Genomic DNA, 21,597 nt, shown 5'->3' on the forward strand with positions numbered 1-21,597 from the left:
TGATTAAGCGCTACCAAAATTATTCTAAGGGTGTTAAATGATCAATTAAGTTTAGGAGAGATGCTGAATGAGTTTATTTTATCGACCGGAGAATGCGTGGGTGGGGGACTTGATCCCGTATTATGAAGATGGAACATTTTATGCGTATTATCTGCATGATCCAAGAATCATCGAGGGGAAATATGCAGAAGAAACCACGTGGCATTTGGCGACAACCAAAGACTTTGTCCAGGTGGATTATCAAGGAGAAGCAATCAAACGGGGAACGAAGGAATCTTACAACCTCAATAATTACACAGGTTCAATCATTAAAGACGCACAAGGCAAGTACCATGCTTTTTATACTGCTTTTAATGAGAACAAGCCTTTTGTAAATGGAAAGAGCGTCCAGCTAGTCATGAAAGCGGTCGGCGAAAGCTTGTACGAGCTCGAGACAGACCCGAATTTTCTATTTCCGTCTGACGGGAAAATCTATGAAGAGTTTGACTGGCGCGATCCTTTCGTTTTTTGGGTAGAGGAGGAGCAATGCTACTTCATGTTGCTGGCATCTAGACGTCAAGGGGCGGGAGATCTGAGAGGCGGCTGCATCTCTTTGTCGAAGTCAAAGGATTTGGAGACTTGGGAATATTGCGAACCATTCTATGATCCGAAGATGTACATCACGATGGAATGTCCAGAGGTCTTTAAGATGGGGGAGTACTGGTATTTAGTATTTTCAACATTTTCAGACCGCTTTACGACACATTATCGTTACGCAAAAAGCTTAGAGGGGCCGTGGATCATACCAGCAGACGACGTGTTTGATACACGTGCCAACTATGCGATCAAAACAGCTTCAGATGGAGAAAGAAGAATTGCCTTTGGCTGGGTCGCGACAAAAGAAGGAGAGACGGACTTTGGTCCCTGGGACTGGGGAGGAACGATGATTTTCCATGAATTGATCCAAAATCCTCAGACTGGTGAACTGAAGGCTGTGATGATTGATTCGGTTGGCGAATTCTTTGAAGAAAAATCGGAGATATCCGCACCAGTCTTTTATAATGATCATAGTAATGATAAAAACAAGGTCGCAAGCGACACGTTAGGAGCCATGCTGTTCGATAGTCCATCCGACACCTTTTCAGTGACAGTGGATTTTGATGTTTTGAAGGCAAAAGAGTTTGGAATTGCCCTTCATGTGGATGAAGGGATGGAAACGGGCTATTTCCTACGGATGCTACCGGAACAACAGCTGATCGCGTGGGATCTGTGGCCGCGAGCTGAAAAGGGCGAGTATCAGTGGCAGATCAAAGGAGATATTCCCTATCAAGTGGAGACAAGCCGGCTTCTGCCGAAAGCGTCACGCTATCGTGTCCGCGTGTTGCGAGAAAGAAGTATGTGTGTCGTCTATGTGAACGACGAAATTGCGTTATCGACGAGATTATACAATCACAGCGGAAAAAAAGTAGGGGTTTACGTGGTTCAAGGGGAAGTAGTGTTGCATGAGATCGAGATAAAAGAATAGGAGTTGTTTCTTCCATGATAAGAAAAGTTGGAGTTTTGGTTAGTCTTTTAGGCGTTCTTTTTATGGTAACAGCCTGTGGAGGGGAAAAAGAAGATACCTCCACTACGACGGTCAAATGGCTGACTTCTCGACCAGTCGGCGGGGCAATCGACGAGACCATGCGGGAAATCGCCGATCAGTACAGCAAGGAGAAAGGCGGGAAGTGGAAAATTGATTTTGAAACCACGGCAGACAGACCTTCGTATTTACAGAAATTAAAAACATTGGTTGCCGGCAACAACATGCCGGATATCATTGACACCGATCCAGACCTTTACGCAAAAGAGCTTGTCAAAGCAGGGAAGCTCGTAGATATGAAAAAATTTCTGCAAAAGAACGACTACTATCAGAACTTTTACCCGACAGCATTAAAATACCAAGAATTTTCGGATGGTTCGATGTACACGCTCCCACTGGAATACCATGTCGAAATGATCTGGTACAACAAAAAATTGTTTTCTCAACACGGAATCAGTGTTCCGAAAACCTTCGATCAATGGTTAGCGGCATGTAAAAAACTGAAAGAAGCAGGGGTGACGCCAATCTCTGTAGATGGGATCGATCGCTGGCCAGTTCAACGCTATTTGGCGATGCCTGCCTTCAGACAAACAGGAAATCAGTTTATTGAGAATCTGAGTCAAGGAAAAGAAAAAATGTCTAGTCAAACGGGTGTTGATTCAGTCAAGTTTGTAAAAGAGATCGGGCAATACTTCAATGAAGGGTTTTCTGCCACCGATTACGCGACAGCACAATCCATGTTTTTAGATGGAAAATCAGCGATGTATTATATCGGTGACTGGGAGATTGGCGCCATGCAGGAGAAATACGACGCGGGCGAAATTGATTATTTCTATATGCCGACAACGAAGGACAGTGTGACAGCAGCCAATGAATTTTGTGTAAACTCTGGAATCGGTATGGCCTTCAACGCAGAAACTTTCGATGAAAAGACGAAGGATTTCCTCCTCTATGTGCTGGATCATTATGCAGATATATACACGAAGAAAATGCAGATGTCTCCAATTAAAACGGAGTTGCCAAAAGATGTCGATTATTCAAGTTTGTATTTGAGAATCCGAAAAGATATGGACAATACCGGGGAGCAATTTATGAAGCCATGGGATACCTATCTGGATTCTTCAACGAATACGATCGTTCAGGACAACTTGCTGCTTGTAGGATCGGGAGACATGAAAATTCAAGATTTTGTCAAAATGATCGATGATTCGATCAAAGTGAACGTCACAGATCAATAATGGAGGGGAAAATATGGGTGTTTTACGTGATAAGAAAGCATTTTTCGTTTTTTTGATGCCTGGCTTGCTGTTCTATCTGCTCTCTGTTTTTTATCCAATCACGGAGTCGCTTCGTTTAAGTTTTATTAAATGGAACGGCATCACTCCGCAACAATTTGTTGGGTTGGATAATTACAAGCGGCTTTTTCAAGACCCGGTGTTTTATAAAGCATTAATCAATAATTTAATTTATTTAGTTATTGTTGTCATTATTCAATTGTCGATTGGGTTACTATTTGCGGTACTGCTGACGTACTTGAAAAAACGGGCGAATTTAGTCAAGACGCTCTATTATGTTCCATGTATCGTTACGACAGTCGCCATCGCGCAACTCTTCAGAAGTATTTATTCAACACAGCCAGAAGGCTTGCTGAATCAGATGTTATCGGCAGTAGGGTTAGGAGGACTGGCGACTTCTTGGTTGACGAATTTGAATACGGTGCTAGGTGCCGTCTCGATTCCCGAAGGCTGGCGCTTCATCGGAATGTATATGGTAATCTTTTATGCAGCCCTCGTCTCATTAGATGAATCGGTGTATGAAGCAGCGAAAATCGATGGCGCTACAGAACTACAAATCCTCTTCAAAATCAAGATTCCCATGATCAAAGACATTCTGCTGCTCACCTTTACGATGTGCTTGACAGGTGCTCTGAGAGGGTTTGATATTCCTTACTTGCTGACAAACGGCGGTCCAGGGAATGCAAGCGAATTAATGTCCACATATATGTACAAACAGGCCTTTACCAATAACCAATATGGATATGGGAGCGCCTTGGCCGTCTTTATCATTATAGAAAGTGTCTTGATCATCTTTATTTTAAGAAAAATATTTGAGAATTACGATGTGAAGGCGCAGAAAAAGGCAGCGAAGCAGGCACTGGCATTAAGTAAACGCAAAAATAACAAAGAAGGGCGCGTGGCGTAATGAAAGAGAAGGCAATAAAGTACTTGTTTATCCTTTTATTGATCGTCTTTTTGATCATACAGATCTACCCTGTGATCTGGCTGTTCATTGCAAGTTTGAAAGACTCCGTAGAACTATCGACGACGCCATTCTCATTGCCGAAAGCTGTGACATTTGAGAATTATAAAAATGTGCTGGGAGACGGTGTCATAGGCGGTTATATGTGGAACAGTTTGAAGATCACCATGATCTCGCTGGTGCTGATCCTCGTATTAAGTGCAACGATCGGCTTTGCGTTATCAAAATTTCGCTATAAACACAGCAAAAAGATCTATTCATTTTTCATGTTCGGCATCATGGTGCCTGTCCAAATCACACTGATTCCATTGTTCATTTTTTATAGCAAAATCGGGATCTTAAATACCAGTATGGCGATGGTCCTGCCGCAAGTCGGCTTTGCATTGCCGCTCTCTGTCATGATGTTTGTCAATTTCTACAGTTTTGTTCCTGATGAACTGATTGAGGCCGGGATCGTAGACGGCTGTTCACCGTATCGGGTCTTTTTACAAATCGTCGCACCGTTGGCGAGAAATACGATGATCACGATCGCTTCAATGTACAGTATTTTGATCTGGAACGACTTCATATTTGCCAATACATTTATCAGCGATTCTTCTGCCAAAACCATCACCATGGGCTTAAAGGATTACGTGGGCGCGTTTGGAAATGTGGATTGGGGCGCGACCTACGCGGCGATATCGATCGCCATTTTGCCACCAATCTTGATTTACTTCTCGCTGAATAAATGGGTGACTTCGGGCATGACTGCTGGCGCGACGAAAGGATAGCTTATGGAGAACAAAGCAAATCAATATATCGAAACAAATAGAGCGTTGGCCGTAAAAAGCTCCCAACAGCCTATCCTTCACTTTACACCGTCGTTAGGATGGATGAATGATCCAAATGGACTGATCTTCTTCAAAGGAGAATATCATCTGTTTTATCAATACCACCCCTACCAAACAAAATGGCATCAAATGTATTGGGGCCACGCGGTAAGCCACGATCTAATCACTTGGCAGGAGCTGCCGATCGCTTTGGCACCTTCTGAGGTATACGAAGATAGCCCGGAAGGCGGGTGCTTTTCGGGAACAGCGATAGAACACGAAGGCACGCTTTATCTATTCTATACAGCCGTCGCGAAAAATGCGGCAGGGCAACTGGTCCAAAAGCAATGCGTCGCAATGAGCGAAGACGGCCGGCATTTTTCAAAATACGAAAACAACCCCATCCTTCAAAACGATTCTCTCGGAAAGAAGAATCCTCATTTTAGAGATCCTAAAGTGTGGCAAAAAGATCATACCTTCTACATGCTTGTCGGTGTTAGTCAAGACAACGTTGGGAAGTTGATTCTCTACCGATCAGAGAATCTTATAGAGTGGACACTGATGGGTGTCGCCTTTGAAGAACCCAATGCGTGGATGCTGGAATGTCCAGATTTTTACGAATTAGATGGCAAGGACGTATTGACCTTTTCACCAGTAGGAATAAAAGGCGAATATTCGAGTTATCTGATTGGTCGCCTGGATTACGAGAAGGGGCGATTCCAAGTAGAATCGAGGGGCATTCTTGATTATGGCGTTGATTTTTATGCGCCTCAGACCTATCTAACACCAGAGGGGGAACGGTATGTTATCGGCTGGCAAAACGGTTGGGAATGGATGGATGAGTGGAACGGCTTCGGTGAATTAACAGAAAATAGCTGGTGTGGTGCGATGAGCATACCAAGAAAAGTCATACGAAAAGACGATCGGCTGCACGCTTTATTACCAAAGGAAATCGCGCAATTGAAAGCGGCAGAGACGGTCATTTATGATACACAAACCGATGGATACCAAAAGTCCTTTTCCACGATTCAAAAGCCTACGCTCATCGAATTGTCGCTGGAAACAGGAGAAACACCGATCACGCTGATGTTTAAGGATAAACGAACAGGACAGACAGACACGTTCACCATTGAGAAACACCTAGGTTACCATTCTGAGGGTAATCCTTTGGGAAGAAAGGATATCACGCTGCCGCTTTCCAGTAGAAGTAAGACCCTCAAGATTCTGCTGGATCTATATGCTATAGAAGTCTTTGATGAGGACGAAGGAACGGTATTAAGCGTGAATAGCTTTTTCAAAGGCACGCTCGCTCGCGATTTTTCCTTCAGCTGCAGCGAAAAAGGGCGGCTCAAACAGGTGGTAGTAACAGAACTGAATGTAAAACAAATGATCAAGAGATCTGTGAAGGGGTAGATGAAAGATGTTTGGAAGTATCGAAGCAGGAGGAACGAAATTTGTCTGTGCGGTAGCAACGGATGACTTAGAGATCGTGAAGCGGGACAGCTTCCCCACCACGAAGCCTGAAGAAACCATGAAAGCTGTCCTCGAATTTTTTTCGCCATATAGAGAAACGCTGAAAGGAATAGGCATCGGTTCATTCGGTCCCATTGATATTCAGCACGAATCGCCAACCTATGGCTACATCACTTCTACACCAAAATTGGACTGGCAGCAGTTTGACTTTGTGGGAAAAGTGAAGAAGGCTTTTCCTATACCAGTTGCTTGGACCACGGACGTGAATGCAGCCGCCTATGGAGAATCTGTTTTAGGGAATGGCAAGGGACGGTCGAGCATCGTTTATTATACGATCGGAACCGGCATCGGGGGCGGCGCACTGCAATACGGACGCTTTATCGAAGGATTCAGCCATCCAGAAATGGGGCATATGCTGGTGAATCGACATCCAGCGGACACATACGAGGGAAATTGTCCGTTCCATAAAAATTGCTTAGAGGGTATGGCTTCCGGTCCAGCGATCGAAAAAAGAGCTGGGAAAAAGGGGCAAGACTTGAGTGAAGAAGATGCGCAATGGGAGCTGGAAGCCTATTACCTTGCGCAATGTGCCTACAATACGACACTAATGCTTTCACCTGATGTCATTATTTTTGGTGGAGGTGTCATGAAGCAACGCCAAGTGTTAGAGAAAATGAAGGCAGCCTTCAAAGAATTGTTGAAGGATTATGTGGAGGTACCAGAACTCGATCAATACCTTGTGCTTCCGAAATTAGGAGACAACGCGGGAACATACGGGTGTCTGGCATTAGCAAAAGAACAGCAGCTGCATTCTTAATAGGAAAGAAAAGGGTGAACACATATGACAGAACTAAGTTTAAAACATATTCATAAGAAATACGACAATGCAAAAACGTATTCAGTGACTGATTTTGATTTAGAGATCAAGGACAAAGAATTTATTGTATTTGTTGGTCCATCAGGCTGCGGAAAATCCACGACCTTGCGCATGATCGCCGGGTTAGAAGATATCTCGGAGGGAGATTTTACGATTGATGGTCAGCGGATGAATGATGTAGCTCCCAAAGACCGAGACATCGCCATGGTTTTTCAGAATTATGCGCTGTACCCACATATGACCGTTTTTGATAACATGGCGTTTGGCTTAAAGCTTCGTAAATACGATAAAAGTGAAATCGCGAAACGAGTCGAAAACGCCGCCGAAATATTAGGGCTTTCAGACTATTTGTATCGAAAACCAGCGGCGCTATCTGGTGGACAAAGACAGCGTGTTGCTCTTGGAAGAGCGATCGTCCGTGACGCACGAGTCTTTTTGATGGATGAGCCATTATCGAATTTGGATGCTAAGTTGAGAGTTTCGATGCGTGCCGAGATCGCCAAATTGCATCAACGGTTAGAGACGACAACGATTTACGTGACCCATGACCAGACCGAAGCAATGACCATGGCCGACCGAATCGTCATCATGAAAGACGGCGTGATCCAGCAAGTCGGCTCGCCGCAAGAAGTCTATAACACGCCCGTGAATGTTTTCGTGGCAGGATTTATTGGTTCGCCAGCAATGAATTTTTTTCACGTAACATTGAAAGATGGGGTGCTGACGAATCATCATGGCTTAAAGCTGCGGATACCTGAAGGGAAGAATAAAGTATTAAAAGAAAAAGGCTATGAAGGAAAAAAAGTGATATTTGGGATTCGTCCAGAAGACATCCATGGCGAACAAATCGCTCTTGATACTGCCCCTCAATCAACCGTCCGTGCGCAAGTGGTCGTTTCAGAGCTGCTAGGGGCAGAAACGATGCTTTATTCCGTCATCGGTGACACCGAGTTTGTGGCAAAAGTGGATGCGAGAAATTTCCATGAACCGGGAACCTCTGTCGATTTAGCCTTTGATCTAAACAAAGGAAATTTCTTCGATAAAGAAACCGAAGCAGTCATCAAACTGCCATAATAATGAAATCCAGCGTTTTATCTCTGAAAAATGAGAAGAAACGCTGTTTTTTTGTCCCTGATTCTGGACTTAGGTCCATAAGGAGTGGCTACTATTGAATCGTTTGCAGCAACCTTTTACAGTTAGAACAAAGACTGAAAGGAGGAAGTTCATGTTTTGGAAAAAAGAAAAAATAGATGCCCCGATTAGCGGACAGTTTCTGGCGTTGAGTGAGGTCGAAGACGATGTATTTTCCAGTGAGATGATGGGTCAAGGATTTGCTATTGAGCCGACCACTGAGACAATCGTCGCCCCTGCTAACGGAGAGGTGATCAGTGCGAATACGGACATGCGTCATGCGATAGGGCTGCGTTTGAAAAATGGGTGCGAAGCCTTGATCCATGTTGGAATCGACACCGTATCCTTAAAAAATCAAGGCTTTTCTGTTTTTGTGAAGGAAGGTCAAACGATCAAGAAAGGGGAGCCGCTGCTCAAGTTTGATGGTCAGGTCATTAAGGATGCTGGATTGAAAGATACGGTGATTTTCATTGTAACAGATGCCAACGGGCGATCGTTGGAGATACCGACAGACTTGAAGAAAGTAGAGGCTGGGAAGACAACCGTGCTGCTCTTCAAATAGAAAATGTGGATCTTTATTTGAAACTCGTTATTAAAAACAGATATTTTCTAGTTTTGGTTCCTATTCTTGGACTTGGGTCCAAAGCGCCAGCGAAGGATTGTAACGGGTTTCATAAGTTGTTACTCTGGGGTTAAGAGATACGTATACTCAATAAAAGGAATGGAGAGAAACAATGAAAAGTAAATTTTCTCAGACGATGCAAGACTTTTCTAGAGCAGTGATCGTTCCAGTTAAATTCATGGCGGTAATGGGCTTGTTCTTGGCAGTATCTGTTATTTTACAATTAGAATTTATGCCAAGTGTACTGCAAACATTCGGTGGCCTCATAAAAACAATGATGGATAGTATGTTGAACAATCTCGCACTTATTTTTTGTGTAGGCATATCGGCTTCTTTAGCTAAAAAGAAAAAGGTCGAAGCGGCATTGATCTCATTGATCGCCTTTTTATTCTTTCTAGCTGCAAATAATGCTTGGCTGACGCTGACTAATCAACTGGCTGAGGCAGGGGAGATGGGCTTGTTTGGAACAGGTCAAGCAGTCGTCTTAGGGTTTCAAGTGGTAGATATGAATGTCTTTTTAGGAATGTTGGTTGGCTGTCTCGTGGCATTTATCCATAATCGTTTTTCTGAGAAAGAGTTTGTCGATTTCTTGAGTATTTATGGCGGCTCGCGGCTCTCCTTCATGATTCTCATTCCAGTCATTTTAGGAACAGCAATTGGGATGAGCTACCTATGGCCAGTCGTGAATGGCTGGATCTCTTCATTATCAGGCTTTATCTTGACGACGGGGTTATTGGGCGTGTTCATCTACTCATTCGGAAATCGCTTCTTGATACCGACAGGACTACATCATTTGTTGTGGATGCCTTTTTGCTTCACTGCTTTAGGCGGGACCGCGGAGATTGGCGGTCAAGTCTACAATGGAGCAGCGAATATTTTCTACGCTGAAATGGCCAATGCCGGATCGATCACTAGCTTGGACCCGTCCTTGCGCTTTGCCACTTTCGGATTTGTGAAAATCTTTGGCTCGATCGCGGTTTCTCTCGCCTTGATCCACTGTGCTCAAAAGCATCGCAAGGAAGAGGTGAAGGGAATGATTCTGCCTTCGATGTTCGTTGCTGCGGTGGCGGGGATCACAGAACCATTAGATTTTTCCTTTTTGTTTGCATCGCCATTGTTGTGGCTTGTTCACAGTCTGTTAACGGCCGTTTCAGAGACGATCCTTTGGGGTATCGGCGCCAGAACCTACATGCTGTATGGCTTGATCGATACGGTCGTATCCAACTCGGTCTTCAGTCCCTCTGTGACGAAGTTTTATTTAGTCATCATCGTCGGTATCATAATGTCTGTGGTTTGGTATTTCGTTTTTGTATTATTGATCAAAAAATTGAATATTCAAACACCGGGTCGGGAAGCTGATCTGTCAGAAGCGGCTGTTGTAGTGGATGGATCAGAAGGGGAACAGACTCTTAGCAGTAGTGATGATTTTGAGGACGTTGTCGCCGGCTTAGGCGGAAGAGAGAACATTGAAAGTATTTCTAATTGTTTTACTCGGTTACGTGTGACCGTGAAGGATGAAGCGTTGGTGGATTCCTCTCGATTAGAACAAATCTCCCAGCAGAAGGGCATTGTATTGAATGGTACCAATGTTCAAGTCATCATCGGCATGGGCGTACAGAGCTTTAAAGAAGACATCTGTGAACGGTTAGGGATGAATGAATCTTAAAAAAAGAACGTTTAACAAGTGAAAGGAAGAGAAGAATGAAGTTAGAAAAACAGTCCGTTGTCATTGCAGGCGGAGGAAGCACTTATACCGCGGGCATCGTCATGATGCTGATTGAAAATCAGGAGAAATTCCCTTTGCGTCAATTAAAATTTTATGACAATGACGAAGAACGTCAAAGTATCGTCGCCAAAGCGTGTGAAGTGATCGTGAAGGAACGTGCGCCTGAAATCGATTTTTTAGCCACAACTGATCCAAAAGAAGCCTTTACCGATGTTGATTTTGTCATGGCGCATATTCGCGTGGGTGGATTGTCTATGCGAGAAAAAGATGAAAAAATACCACTAAAATATGGGGTCGTCGGTCAAGAAACCTGCGGACCGGGCGGGATGGCCTATGGCATGCGGTCGATTCCTGGCGTGGTGGAGCTGATCGATTATATGGAAACCTATTCACCGAATGCGTGGATGCTCAACTATTCCAATCCAGCAGAGATCGTAGCGGAAGCGACAAGACGAATGCGTCCAAACGCCAAAATCATCAATATTTGCGATATGCCCGTCGCCATCAAAAAATCCATTGCGGAAATCGTCGGTCTTGAGAACGAAAGTGACATCGTTGATCGTTATTATGGCTTGAATCATTTCGGCTGGTGGACTGAGATGACAGACAAACAAGGCAATGATCTCATGCCAAAATTAAAAGAGCACCTAGTAAATTACGGATATGCGGCAGCCGGTGGTGAAGAGAATCCTTTATTGGAAGAAAGTAGTTGGATGGACACCTTCCAAAAAGCCAAAGATGTCTACGCTGTCGATCCGACGACGGTACCCAACACGTATCTAAAATATTACTTATACCCCGATTATGTCGTCGCTTACGCCGATCCAAACTACACACGAGCCAACGAAGTCATGGATAATCGTGAGAAAAATGTCTTTGCGGAGTGTGAACGGATCGCTGCTGCTCAAACAGCAGAGGACACGACCATTGAAGCTGGAGAACACGCTGAATTCATCGTGCAATTAGCAGGCGCACTTGCCTACAATACCTATGAACGAATGCTTTTAATCGTTAAAAATGAAGGTGCGATCGCGAATTTGGACGATGACGCGATGGTTGAAGTCCCATGTCTCGTAAGCAAGCGCGGTTATGAACCGTTATCCATGGGGAAAATCCCGCATTTCCAAAAAGGGATGATCGAGCAGCAGGTCGCAGTCGAAAAATTAGTGGTAGATGCCTTTGAGGAACATTCATATCAAAAATTATGGCAAGCCATGACACTATCCAAAACTGTTCCTTCAGCCTCGGTAGCTAAACAAATTTTAGATGAGATGATCGAAGCAAATGGCGAATGGTGGCCAAAATTAACATAAGCGCCGTTCAGAAAAGTATTGATGGTTGGAAACGATCATTGATACTTTTTTCCTTTTCAAACAGGATCAGGGCATTGCGTTCCTTTTTTTGTCAGGTAGAATAAGAAGAAAACGGAAAGGAGAAGGCCGATGCTTTTTTCTGATATTGTCAATCAACATTACGATAACTTAAACGACGGGGACCTTCAGATGGTCAAATGGATCAATGCCAATCTCAACGAAGTCCCCGCCATGGGAACCAATGAATTTGCGAAAATCTGCCACTCTTCAAAATCCTCCGTCATTCGTTTTACACAAAAATTGGGCTTTACAGGTTTCAGTGAACTACGAAATTTTTTAAAATGGCAAAGTAATCCAAACGATGCTGCGAAAGAAGGTCTTTTTAAAAATAGAATTTTTGCTGACGCAAAACGGACGATCACCTATCTCGAGGACAACAACTGGGAAACTATTTATCGTTCGCTAGAGCGTAGCCGAAACGTTTATTTATTAGGCACTGGCGTTACCCAGCAAAACCAAGCGGCAGAATTGCAGCGTCTCCTGCTGTTGATCGGAAAGCCAGCCCAAATGATCCCGGCCTCTTCACAATCCAACGAATTCAAACGGATCATGGAAAATATCAACGAAGAAGATTTGATCTTTGTACTGTCATTGTCCGGTGAAAATCAGCATCTTCTTAATGTACTGAATGTTCTCTCCACCCACCGAGCCACCATCGTCTCCATCACGAATATGCAGAACAATGTCTTGTCCGGCCGCTCCGATCACTCCTTGTACGCCTCAAGTAGTCGTAGTCCAAACCCCAACGATTGGTGGCTTCAGACCGCCTCTTCTTTCTTTCTAGTGATCGAAGCCTTTGCTTTTGGGTATATGGATTATTGTCGAAGGGCTAGTGATTGATACAGGAATGAAAGCGCGTTAATCTCAGATTATTCAATTGAAACAGGCGTAAAACAAGCTTATTTGCTGAAGAAAAAGCTTGCGAAGTTGGAGAGTTCCATACCTGTTTATACAGGTAGCTTAAAGCAAACGATCGAGACTGCGGAATTGAGCTTTCCAAACCACCCAAAAATCCATTTGCCGAAGTTGGATGAAAAAGATTTTGGCTTATGGGAAGGCCTACGTGCAGACCAAATAAACCAAAGGTATCCTTTCTAATGAAAGCGATGGTTGGCAGCATTCGTACCATTCAGAAATTTTGCTTTCCGAAAGATAATTTCTGGGACATCCAGCTCCATCAGGACAACTATACCGAACTACATGTGACAAACGGAACCTTCACTCGAATCGCTTCCAATGAGTAGACGAAGATCTATAAAAATATGTGCCACGAATAAGTCTCGATACCGATTAGAAACGCTGATCGGTTTTTTTTATGCGGTTATTCACTCCTGAAATTTAACAGATCTCTGCCAGCATCGGTCAAATAAAATAGTAGTGAAGTGTCGAGACGAATTATTTAGGATGCCGTTTTTCTCGCCGCAACAGACTGGAGAGGAGCCGTTTCCGCGATTTTGGCGGGGAATCCTTCGTTGGATAGGCTGAAAGCGCCTCTCTCGTCGTCTCGCTTCCGCTATTTTTAACGGATTCCGCAGGTAATGCGGGTAAAGTTTCGCTGGATGATAGCTGATGCAAAGGAACAGTTGGCAGTGTAACAGTCGGAAAGTCGGGCTGGTTCCCGTGATTCTCCGCAACCGTAGACACTTCCACAGTATCCACGCGTTTACTCGCAGCACAGCCCGTCGCTTCTGTCGGTTCCTCCGCTTCCTCCGAAGAATCCGCGCTTCGGTCAAAAATCTCATGTTCGATCGTCGTCACGATCTTCGCAGTGACAACGGAATCAAAAAGCTTCACGCCGTCCTGTTCAAAAATATCTAAGCTGGTCAATAATTCACAGGCTTCTTTGATGGTCTCTGCGGACAAGTCGGTATCTATTCCTTTGTAAGTCCAATTGTGCTGTTTGCCTTGTTCGTTGGTAAATGTTGCGACTAATTTGTGTCTCATCGTCTCATATCCTTTCTCTGTCGGGTCGGGGGTATACTCAAAGGTCGCGTACTCGAGGCTCGATGTTCTGTCGTTTCATCAGGGCGGTCAGTCGAAAGCAACGAACGCAGCACTGCCACCGCCTTCTCGCCAAAATTCCGCAGCGGAAATACCCGCAGCTTCAAGCTCCGCCATTCAGGCGCCATAAAATAGTCTTGGAAATAATAAAAGAATCGTTTCATCGTCCGTGTGGCTTTCGTCGTCAGAAAAAGCTCGCGAATAAGATCCCGCAGAATATGCTTGAATTCTTGAGCGCCTAACGTGCAGCGAACACGCAAAGCCAATGCATATTGGATCGTCAAACTGCTGTTTTGTGTTTTGTAGTAATGCTCCGAGATTCGCTTCTCAAGATTCTTCGGCGTCATGGAAAATAGCTGTCGATGTGTCAATAGGGGTTCATTCATACTAGTTTCTCCTTAAATTTTTTTCGTATCAATTGATGAATCCACCATACGCCATGAATCGGAAAAACGTCAAAACCGCCAATTTTGCATATCCCTCTCAAATTTGCACGAAAAAGCCCTCTCGATTTTTACGAAAAGCTGAGATATCAACCTTTTGGAAAAAAAAGACCTCCGAAACCCCTGCAAATTTGAGCCCCAAATGTAATTTTGGCGAATTCCGCGATTTTCTATTTTTCTATTGAAGGAAAATGGAGTTTAATACAGAGGATATAGCACGGTGTCCAACGAGCGAGGATGGTTTGCGTATCATAAGAGTAAATGAAATAAGATGGATTGGACAACTCTTTCAATTGGAAGTAATCTTAGCTAAAAACTACCATTATTACTTGCCTATCAAGCATTGTAATAGTAAGAAGGTTACTGTTAAAGAGGCACGCAGCTATCATTTCTTTGTTTTCCGAGGAGCCATATCATAGGTAGGTATATTTTTGGATGATAATTGTTGTGATTAAAAAAATAACTAAATTGTTTGTATCGCATGGGCTAAAAATCATTTTTTATATTCACCATTTGTAGAAGCATTTAGGGAATAGTCAAATCAACTCATTATAAGAAAGCGTTGACATTGATGCTTTCATCACTTAGAATAATACTGTAAAGTACAGTAGAAAAGAGACCGATTATGGCGATGGAGTCATGATTGTGAGTATGTTACTGAATATAATCAGGCAGAACTCAGGAAAAGATCACAGTAGACGCAAGGTCTAAGTGTATCTTTTCTTGGGTTTTTTTTCTGGAAAGGAGGAAAAATGAAGATCAGCCAAATTTTAAATAATAACGTTGCATTGGTGAAACGTGGAGGAAATGAGGTCTTCGTCGTTTCAAAAGGTATTGGTTTTAGGAAGAAAAAGGGTCAAGAGATAGTGGAAGAGGAAATCGAAAAAATGTATATTCTCGATTCCTTTGACATGCTGGATCATTTTAGCTATCTGCTCGCTCATTCTGACCCGAATGACATCCTTTTGGTGAGTAACATTATTTCCTATGGAGAAAAACAGCTTGGCATCAAGGCGAGTGATTATTTGAGTTTGGCTCTTCTTGATCACTTGGAGTTTTTGTTGAAACGAGTGGATAAGCAGCAGTTTATTAAGAGTCCGTTGATTTGGGATACGAAACGTTTTTATCCTGATCATTTCAACGTAGGACTCAAAGCACTAAAAATGATTGAAGAGCAAAAAGGGTTGCAACTGCCGGAAGATGAAGCGGTATCATTATGCTTACATTTTGTCAACATGGAGGAAAGTCGCGAAAGCCGCAAAGATTATGTGTTGGAGATGCGGACATTAGGCGATTTGCTTTCTATCGTAGAGCATCATTTCAATGTAAATCTAGATGAAAAGTCAACGAATTATATGCGCTTCACGACCCATCTGCAATATTTTGTCCAACGAATTTTTGCTGGCGAGATTTTTAATGACGGCTCAGAAACCTTGGAGTTGTACAAGCAGGTTTGCCAACTGTATCCAGAATCATTTAAAGCCGTTCAAAAAATGAAAATCTATGTGCAGACACAGTTTAATTTAGAAATTTCAATCAATGAAGAAACCTATTTGATGCTTCACATCAACCGTGTGACAGAAAGGATGAAATAAAAATGAGTTATGAAAAACTAAACAAGCAGCTAATTGAATTGGTCGGTGGAAAAGAAAATATTAAAGCAGTCGCTCATTGCGTAACACGTTTACGTTTGACATTGAATGATCGAAACTTAGCAAAAACACAGGAAATCAAAAATTTAGATGGTGTGATAGATGTTGTTTCAAACGAAGTTGCATATCAGATCATCGTGGGTACGCATGTAACCGATATCTACAATGAATTTATGACGATGCTTGGTTTAAAACCCGATGGAGGAGAAGCTGAAAAACCAAGGGTGAAAGGAATCAAGGGAATCGCCTCTTCGATTTTAGTGATGATTTCAGAAACGATGACATCTATCATCGAAGTTTTATTAGCAGCTGGTATGATCGCTGGGATCATGGCAATTATTTCGTTAACAGGGCTGGTCTCGAAAGATAGTTCGACATATATGATTTTTGATACCTTGCGCGGCGGTGTGTTCCATTTCTTACCAATCTTTATTGCAGCATCTGCGGCCAAGCGAATGAAACTGAATGAGTATGTGGCGATGGCCTTAGCGGTTGCTCTGCTTTCGACTAATATTGATGGCGCAGAAGGACTCAATTTATTTGGCTATAACCTACCAACGATTGGTTACGCGAACACGTTTATTCCGATTTTACTGGGTGTTTGGTTTTTAAGCATCGTGACAAAATATTTAAAGAAAGTTATCCCAAGCGGATTACAGTATTTCTTAGTACCCGCCTTGTCTCTTGTGTTGACCTTTCCGGTTATCCTTGTCTTTTTTGGTCCAATTGGAACACTGATCGGCGATGGCATCAGTGCATTCTTTGATCTATTGATGAATACGATTGGTAATTGGATCGTAGTGATGCTTTATGCGGCATTCCAACCATTCTTGATCGTATTAGGCGCAGCCAACTTTACCTATCCCATCGTGTTGAATTTTCTAGGAACTTTAGGCTATGACCCAATCATCAACCATGCGGCGACCATTTCTGATATTGCGGTTTGTGGAGCTATGGTTGGCTACTTCTTACGTGCGAAAAAAGGACATCAGCGTCAAATGTTCGGTACGGTAAGCTTTAGTGCCTTGATGGGAGTTACAGAGCCAGCTGTTTTCGGAGTCTTCGTAAAATATCGTCGGCCGTTTTTAGCGGTTATTATCGGTGGTGGTCTTGGTGGGCTGATCGCTGGACTGACTGGTGTGAAAACAATGGGCTTTGTCTGGGGTTTAGCTGCTTTACCAACGTACTTGGCGGGCGGTACGAGTAACTTCATTTGGATGCTGGTCAGTGTCATTGTTGGTTTTGCTGGAGCAGCAGTTGTGGCCTACGGTGTAGGTATTCCAGATGAAGAGACCGAAGAAGAATTGGAAGAAAAGGATTTAGTAGCAGCATTGGAAAGCAATCAAGGCTTAAAACAGGTATGTATCGGTAAAATCGCAGAGGGGACTGTGGTTCCACTGAGTGAAATCAGCGATAAAGCCTTTGCATCTGGTGCTTTAGGAAAGGGTGTTGGTATCTTGCCTTCTGAAGCAGAAGAAACGATTATTTCTCCGGTTGAAGGAACGGTTACTGTAGCATTTCCAACGAAGCATGCTTATGGGATCAAAACCAAAAATGGCGTGGAATTATTGATTCATATTGGTGTGGATACGGTAAATCTGGAAGGAAAGTATTTTGAAGGGTTTGTGGATAAGGGACAAGAGATTAAAAAAGGGGATATTTTGGCGAAGTATCAAGCGGATCAAGTAGAAGAAGCTGGCTTTGATCCCGTGATCATCGTAGTTGTAACAAATTCAAATGACTATCTTGATGTCATTTCAACAAGCAATGAGCAGAATGAAGAACTGCTGACAGTAATTTTATAAAAAGGAGCAGACAATGACGTTTAAGAAAGACTTTTTATGGGGCGGTAGTATCGCCGCCCATCAATGCGAAGGTGCGTGGCAAGAAGCTGGAAAAGGCCCAGCAATTATGGATTTTGTCACGAAGGGTTCAAACAATGAACAGCGAACGATTACAGAAACAATCGACCCTAAGCTAGATTATCCTTCCCATCTGGGGATTGATTTTTACCATCATTACAAAGAAGATATTCAATTATTTAAAGAGATAGGCTTCAACGCCTTACGTATTTCGATTGATTGGTCGCGTATTTTTCCTAAAGGAGATGAACAAGTGCCAAATCAAGGAGGACTTGATTTTTATGAACAAGTAATCGACGAATTGTTAGCAAACAATATCGAACCAATTGTGACGCTGTATCACTTTGAATTGCCAATCCACTTAGTTTGTGAATATGGATCATGGAAAAATCGTCAGATCATCGATTTTTATCTTCAGTATTGCGAAACAGTCATGCGAGCATATGATGGAAAGGTAAAATATTGGGTGACATTTAATGAGATGAACCACATTGATCCGCAATCTGAGCAGTCAGACATCTTCACCTATTTGATAGCTGGCTTGAAATATAGTGAGATGGAAAATCCGACTGAAGACTTGGCGAGAATTGGCTACAATATGACGTTAGCTGGAGTCAAGGCTGCGCGTTTAGGACGTGAGATAAACTCGAATAATATCATTGGCTGTGTCTTTGGGTTGAACCCGATCTATTCATACGATTGCCAACCAGATAATGTATTAAAAGGCTTTTTAGACAACGATAAAGATTATTATCAAGTGGATGCGATGTGTAATGGCAAGTTTCCAAAATACAAAATGAAGCAATACGAGGCATTAGACATCGATCTAGAAAATCAATCGAGTGATGTCGAAGATTTTGCTAAAGGTACGATCGATTTTATCGGCTTGAATTATTATATGTCGAGTATTTCTGAGCCAAACACACCTGTCGAAGCAGAAACTGCGCTATTCGGTGGCATTCAAAATCCTCATCTAGAGCAATCAAAATGGGGCTGGGGCATCGACCCGATAGGTATTCGATTTGTAATGAATTTGTTGTACCGTAAATACGAATTACCAATCATGATCACTGAAAATGGCCTAGGCGCGGTTGATCAGCTGGAAGAAGGCACCGTTCACGACGATTACCGCATCGATTATTTGCAAAAGCATATCAAAGCAGTGAAACAAGCAGTTGAAGAGGACTATGTAGAGTGTATAGGGTACTTAACTTGGGGCCCAATTGATCTAGTTAGTGCCTCAACGGGAGAGATGAGTAAACGTTATGGGTTCATCTACGTTGATCTGGACAATGAAGGCAAAGGAAGCCTGCACCGTTCGAAAAAAGATTCATTTGGTTGGTACCAAAATGTAATTAAAAGTAATGGGGAGGAACTATAATAATGAAAAAGATTTGGGGATTAGTTGTGGTAGTAGTACTAGGCTTATTAGGCTTAATCGGCGGAATCTCTACTCAGGCAAATGAAAAAGCTTCTGATAAAAAGAGTGAGATAACAATCTATCTTGTCCGTCACGGAAAAACATTTTTTAATACAACTGGGCAGGTCCAAGGCTTTGCAGACTCGCCATTGACAGATAAAGGGATCGAACAAGCGAAGCAAGTTGGTAAAGGGGTGAAAATATCAAGTTTGATTTAGCTTATTCCAGTGATTTAGGACGTCAACGCAATACAGCGAAACAAATATTGGCGCAAAATGAAAACAAAAAGCCCAAGCTTTTGGAGCATGATGGCTTCAAGGAGTGGAATTACGGCGGCTTTGAAGGTAAGACAAACGTTGAAATGTGGACACCTATCTTTGAAGCAAATGATTTAACGTTTGACGAGGAATGGACGGACTATGACAAACTGGTGAATACGTTAGGCGATGAAGGAGTAGCCGATGCCATTGCAGAGGCAGATTCATTAAAAGTAGCTGAAACGTATGAAGAAATCACTGAAAGAGGACAAGCAGCAATGGACAAAGTGATCGCTGACGCCAAAAAGAAAAAAGCGAAAAGGGTTCTGATCGTTTCTTCCGGTAGCATGATTCCTACTATACTTGAAATGGTGGTTCCTGGGGAATATAAAGGAGAAGCTATTGATAACTGTAGTGTCACTACACTCAAATATAAAGACAACCATTACTCCGTAGCTAAAATCAATGATACTCAATATGTAGAGTGAATTAAAACCACCCGTTCAGACGGGTGGTTTTAACTATTTTGTAAATCAACTATAAAATCCTGATGGCTCACTATTTGTGTCGATCATAATATTTTTTGTCTGGGAATAGGCGTCTAACATGGATTTATATGTTTCACGGCCAATTCCTGATTTTTTGTACCCGCCAAATGGTGCACCCGCAGGGATTTGATTGTACGTATTGACCCAGACGCGTCCTGTTTCTAACGCACGACTCACAGTTAATGCAGTGTTCAGATCCTTCGTCCAAACGCCGCCGCCTAAGCCGTAAATCGAATCATTGGCCATTTCGATAACTTCATCGATCTCATCAAACTTGATTACGACAGCTACTGGTCCAAAAATTTCTTCTTTAGCTACTCTCATATCATTTGCAACATTCGTAATCAGGGTAGGGGCAACAAAGCATCCTTTTTCCAATCCATTAGTATCAAGACGCGTACCACCAGCCTTGATAGCAGCACCTTCTTCTTTGGCAATGTCAATATATTTCAAAATAGTTTTGACTTGATTTTCATTGATTTGAGCCCCCATTTGAATGCCCTCTTCCCAAGGTAGCCCAACATTCACTTTGTTGAAAGCCTCCGCCAAATCCTTTACGAAACGATCATAAATACCAGATTGTACAAATATCCGTGAACCCGCACAACAAACTTGCCCTTGATTGAACAATATGCCTAATTGTGCTCCATCCAAAGCTTTTTCATAGGGCATGTCGTTGAAGAAGATATTGGCTGATTTGCCACCTAGTTCCAAGGTTGCTGGCACCAAGCGTTTTGCAGCAGAAATGGCTACATTGTAACCAACCTCAGTAGATCCGGTAAATGCCAATTTATCGATTCCTTCGTGATGGAGCATATATTCTCCAGATTTAGATCCTTTCCCTGTAACAACATTTAACACGCCAGGAGGCAATACCTCTTGGATCAACCGAGCAAACTCCAAAATGCTTAAAGAGGTGGTAGAAGAAGGGTGGATAATAATGGTATTTCCAGCAGCTAAAGCAGGGGCGATTTTCCATGCGGCCATCAGGAACGGGAAATTCCATGGAATGATTTGTCCCACTACACCGATGGGTTCTTTTAGATTAATTGTCAGTGTCGTTTCATCCAATTGCTGGGCAGTTCCTTCTTCTGAGCGTAAGACCCCGGCAAAGTAGCGGAAGTGATCGGCCCCATATGGGATATCGATAGTTTGTGTTTCACGCAGAGGCTTGCCGTTATCTAAAGTTTCCACTAGTGCTAGATGCTCCGCGTGTTCATCGATAATGTCAGCAATTTTCAAAAGAATCCGAAAGCGTTCTTCAATAGAGACCTTGCGCCATTCTTTTAAGGCGTTGTTAGCAGCAGTGACTGCTAAATCTACTTCATCATCTGTCGCATCTGTAAATTTTGCAAGACAGTCTCCATTTGCGGGATTTATTGCCAACAGTGCGCGTTCCGCGTCGTAGGCTGTCCATTTCCCATCTATAAATAAGCTATACTGATCCTTCAATTGTACCTTGTCATTCATGTAAATAGCCTTCCTTTCCTAATTAAAATTAAATAGTTTCCAATAGATACCTTCTCTAAAAACCTTCAATTCTAGTTGAGAGGTAAATTAATGGCTGGAGGATGCAAAAACAT

General features: G+C 42.9%; 20 protein-coding genes and 1 pseudogene. 18 read left to right on the top strand and 3 right to left on the bottom strand.

Translation table 11 applies throughout. The features are described 5' to 3' along the window. Positions 1 to 67: 67 nt before the first annotated feature. The 13 genes from I592_RS15885 to I592_RS21455 all read left to right on the top strand — a co-directional run bounded on the left by I592_RS15885 (position 68) and on the right by I592_RS21455 (position 13,075). The gene (locus I592_RS15885) at positions 68 to 1,504 is read left to right on the top strand and encodes a glycoside hydrolase family 32 protein (protein WP_010778668.1); all 1,437 of its coding nucleotides are present in this window, start codon (positions 68 to 70) and stop codon (positions 1,502 to 1,504) included. A 14-nt stretch (positions 1,505 to 1,518) separates the two neighbouring features. Then, a complete protein-coding gene (locus I592_RS15890; protein WP_010778667.1) occupies positions 1,519 to 2,799 on the top strand; it encodes an ABC transporter substrate-binding protein in 1,281 nt (426 codons plus the stop codon). Between the two features lie 13 nt (positions 2,800 to 2,812). Beyond that, complete coding sequence (locus tag I592_RS15895) at positions 2,813 to 3,763, top strand: carbohydrate ABC transporter permease (RefSeq protein WP_010778666.1); 951 nt, start codon at positions 2,813 to 2,815, stop codon at positions 3,761 to 3,763. Beyond that, positions 3,763 to 4,590 carry a carbohydrate ABC transporter permease gene (locus I592_RS15900; protein WP_010778665.1) on the top strand — a complete coding sequence of 276 codons (828 nt, stop codon included), beginning with the start codon at positions 3,763 to 3,765 and terminating at the stop codon, positions 4,588 to 4,590. Before I592_RS15895 ends, I592_RS15900 begins: the two co-directional genes overlap by 1 nt. A gap of 3 nt (positions 4,591 to 4,593) precedes the next feature. Continuing rightward, the gene (locus I592_RS15905) at positions 4,594 to 6,042 is read left to right on the top strand and encodes a glycoside hydrolase family 32 protein (RefSeq protein ID WP_010778664.1); all 1,449 of its coding nucleotides are present in this window, start codon (positions 4,594 to 4,596) and stop codon (positions 6,040 to 6,042) included. Between the two features lie 7 nt (positions 6,043 to 6,049). Then, positions 6,050 to 6,919: an ROK family protein gene (locus I592_RS15910; RefSeq protein WP_010778663.1), complete on the top strand. Its 870-nt coding sequence runs from the start codon at positions 6,050 to 6,052 to the stop codon at positions 6,917 to 6,919. Positions 6,920 to 6,943: 24 nt separating this feature from the next. After that, on the top strand, positions 6,944 to 8,053 hold the full coding sequence (locus I592_RS15915) for an ABC transporter ATP-binding protein (protein WP_010778662.1): 1,110 nt from the start codon (positions 6,944 to 6,946) through the stop codon (positions 8,051 to 8,053). A gap of 151 nt (positions 8,054 to 8,204) precedes the next feature. After that, positions 8,205 to 8,672 carry a PTS sugar transporter subunit IIA gene (locus I592_RS15920; protein WP_010778661.1) on the top strand — a complete coding sequence of 156 codons (468 nt, stop codon included), beginning with the start codon at positions 8,205 to 8,207 and terminating at the stop codon, positions 8,670 to 8,672. Between the two features lie 172 nt (positions 8,673 to 8,844). Continuing rightward, positions 8,845 to 10,398 (top strand): PTS transporter subunit EIIC, encoded by a 1,554-nt coding sequence (locus I592_RS15925; RefSeq protein WP_010778660.1) that lies wholly within the window; start codon positions 8,845 to 8,847, stop codon positions 10,396 to 10,398. Positions 10,399 to 10,433: 35 nt separating this feature from the next. Beyond that, positions 10,434 to 11,771, top strand: a complete 1,338-nt coding sequence (locus I592_RS15930) for a 6-phospho-alpha-glucosidase (RefSeq protein WP_010778659.1) — start codon at positions 10,434 to 10,436, stop codon at positions 11,769 to 11,771. A 129-nt stretch (positions 11,772 to 11,900) separates the two neighbouring features. Next, on the top strand, positions 11,901 to 12,671 hold the full coding sequence (locus I592_RS15935; protein ID WP_010778658.1) for a MurR/RpiR family transcriptional regulator: 771 nt from the start codon (positions 11,901 to 11,903) through the stop codon (positions 12,669 to 12,671). A gap of 36 nt (positions 12,672 to 12,707) precedes the next feature. Continuing rightward, a complete protein-coding gene (locus I592_RS22305) occupies positions 12,708 to 12,929 on the top strand; it encodes a histidine phosphatase family protein (RefSeq protein ID WP_353960743.1) in 222 nt (73 codons plus the stop codon). Beyond that, complete coding sequence (locus tag I592_RS21455) at positions 12,929 to 13,075, top strand: hypothetical protein (protein WP_155857524.1); 147 nt, start codon at positions 12,929 to 12,931, stop codon at positions 13,073 to 13,075. The genes I592_RS22305 and I592_RS21455 overlap by 1 nt, the downstream gene beginning before the upstream one ends. A gap of 151 nt (positions 13,076 to 13,226) precedes the next feature. Here I592_RS21455 and I592_RS15945 read toward each other — a convergent pair whose 3' ends face one another. Together I592_RS15945 and I592_RS15950 are read right to left on the bottom strand one after the other, a co-directional pair. Next, entirely contained in the window at positions 13,227 to 13,775 is a 549-nt protein-coding gene (locus I592_RS15945; protein ID WP_010778657.1) for a DUF2922 domain-containing protein, read from the bottom strand. A 65-nt stretch (positions 13,776 to 13,840) separates the two neighbouring features. After that, positions 13,841 to 14,218: pseudogene (locus I592_RS15950) on the bottom strand (hypothetical protein); the annotation flags it as partial. A gap of 809 nt (positions 14,219 to 15,027) precedes the next feature. Between I592_RS15950 and I592_RS15955 the strand changes: the two are divergent. The 5 genes from I592_RS15955 to I592_RS15970 are packed head-to-tail and all read left to right on the top strand — an operon-like array spanning position 15,028 to position 19,954. After that, positions 15,028 to 15,870: a PRD domain-containing protein gene (locus I592_RS15955; protein WP_010778655.1), complete on the top strand. Its 843-nt coding sequence runs from the start codon at positions 15,028 to 15,030 to the stop codon at positions 15,868 to 15,870. A 2-nt stretch (positions 15,871 to 15,872) separates the two neighbouring features. Next, on the top strand, positions 15,873 to 17,732 hold the full coding sequence (locus I592_RS15960) for a beta-glucoside-specific PTS transporter subunit IIABC (protein ID WP_010778654.1): 1,860 nt from the start codon (positions 15,873 to 15,875) through the stop codon (positions 17,730 to 17,732). 13 nt (positions 17,733 to 17,745) lie between these two features. Then, complete coding sequence (locus I592_RS15965) at positions 17,746 to 19,170, top strand: family 1 glycosylhydrolase (protein WP_010778653.1); 1,425 nt, start codon at positions 17,746 to 17,748, stop codon at positions 19,168 to 19,170. Positions 19,171 to 19,172: 2 nt separating this feature from the next. Further along, complete coding sequence (locus I592_RS22185) at positions 19,173 to 19,427, top strand: phosphoglycerate mutase family protein (protein WP_010778652.1); 255 nt, start codon at positions 19,173 to 19,175, stop codon at positions 19,425 to 19,427. Then, positions 19,412 to 19,954, top strand: a complete 543-nt coding sequence (locus tag I592_RS15970; RefSeq protein ID WP_257007181.1) for a histidine phosphatase family protein — start codon at positions 19,412 to 19,414, stop codon at positions 19,952 to 19,954. The genes I592_RS22185 and I592_RS15970 overlap by 16 nt, the downstream gene beginning before the upstream one ends. Before the next feature lie 45 nt (positions 19,955 to 19,999). Here the strand turns inward: I592_RS15970 and I592_RS15975 are convergent, their stop codons facing one another. After that, the gene (locus I592_RS15975) at positions 20,000 to 21,484 is read right to left on the bottom strand and encodes an aldehyde dehydrogenase family protein (RefSeq protein ID WP_010778650.1); all 1,485 of its coding nucleotides are present in this window, start codon (positions 21,482 to 21,484) and stop codon (positions 20,000 to 20,002) included. Positions 21,485 to 21,597: the final 113 nt, after the last annotated feature.

Source organism: Enterococcus gilvus ATCC BAA-350, from assembly GCF_000407545.1.
GTDB classification, from domain to species: Bacteria; Bacillota; Bacilli; order Lactobacillales; family Enterococcaceae; genus Enterococcus_A; species Enterococcus_A gilvus.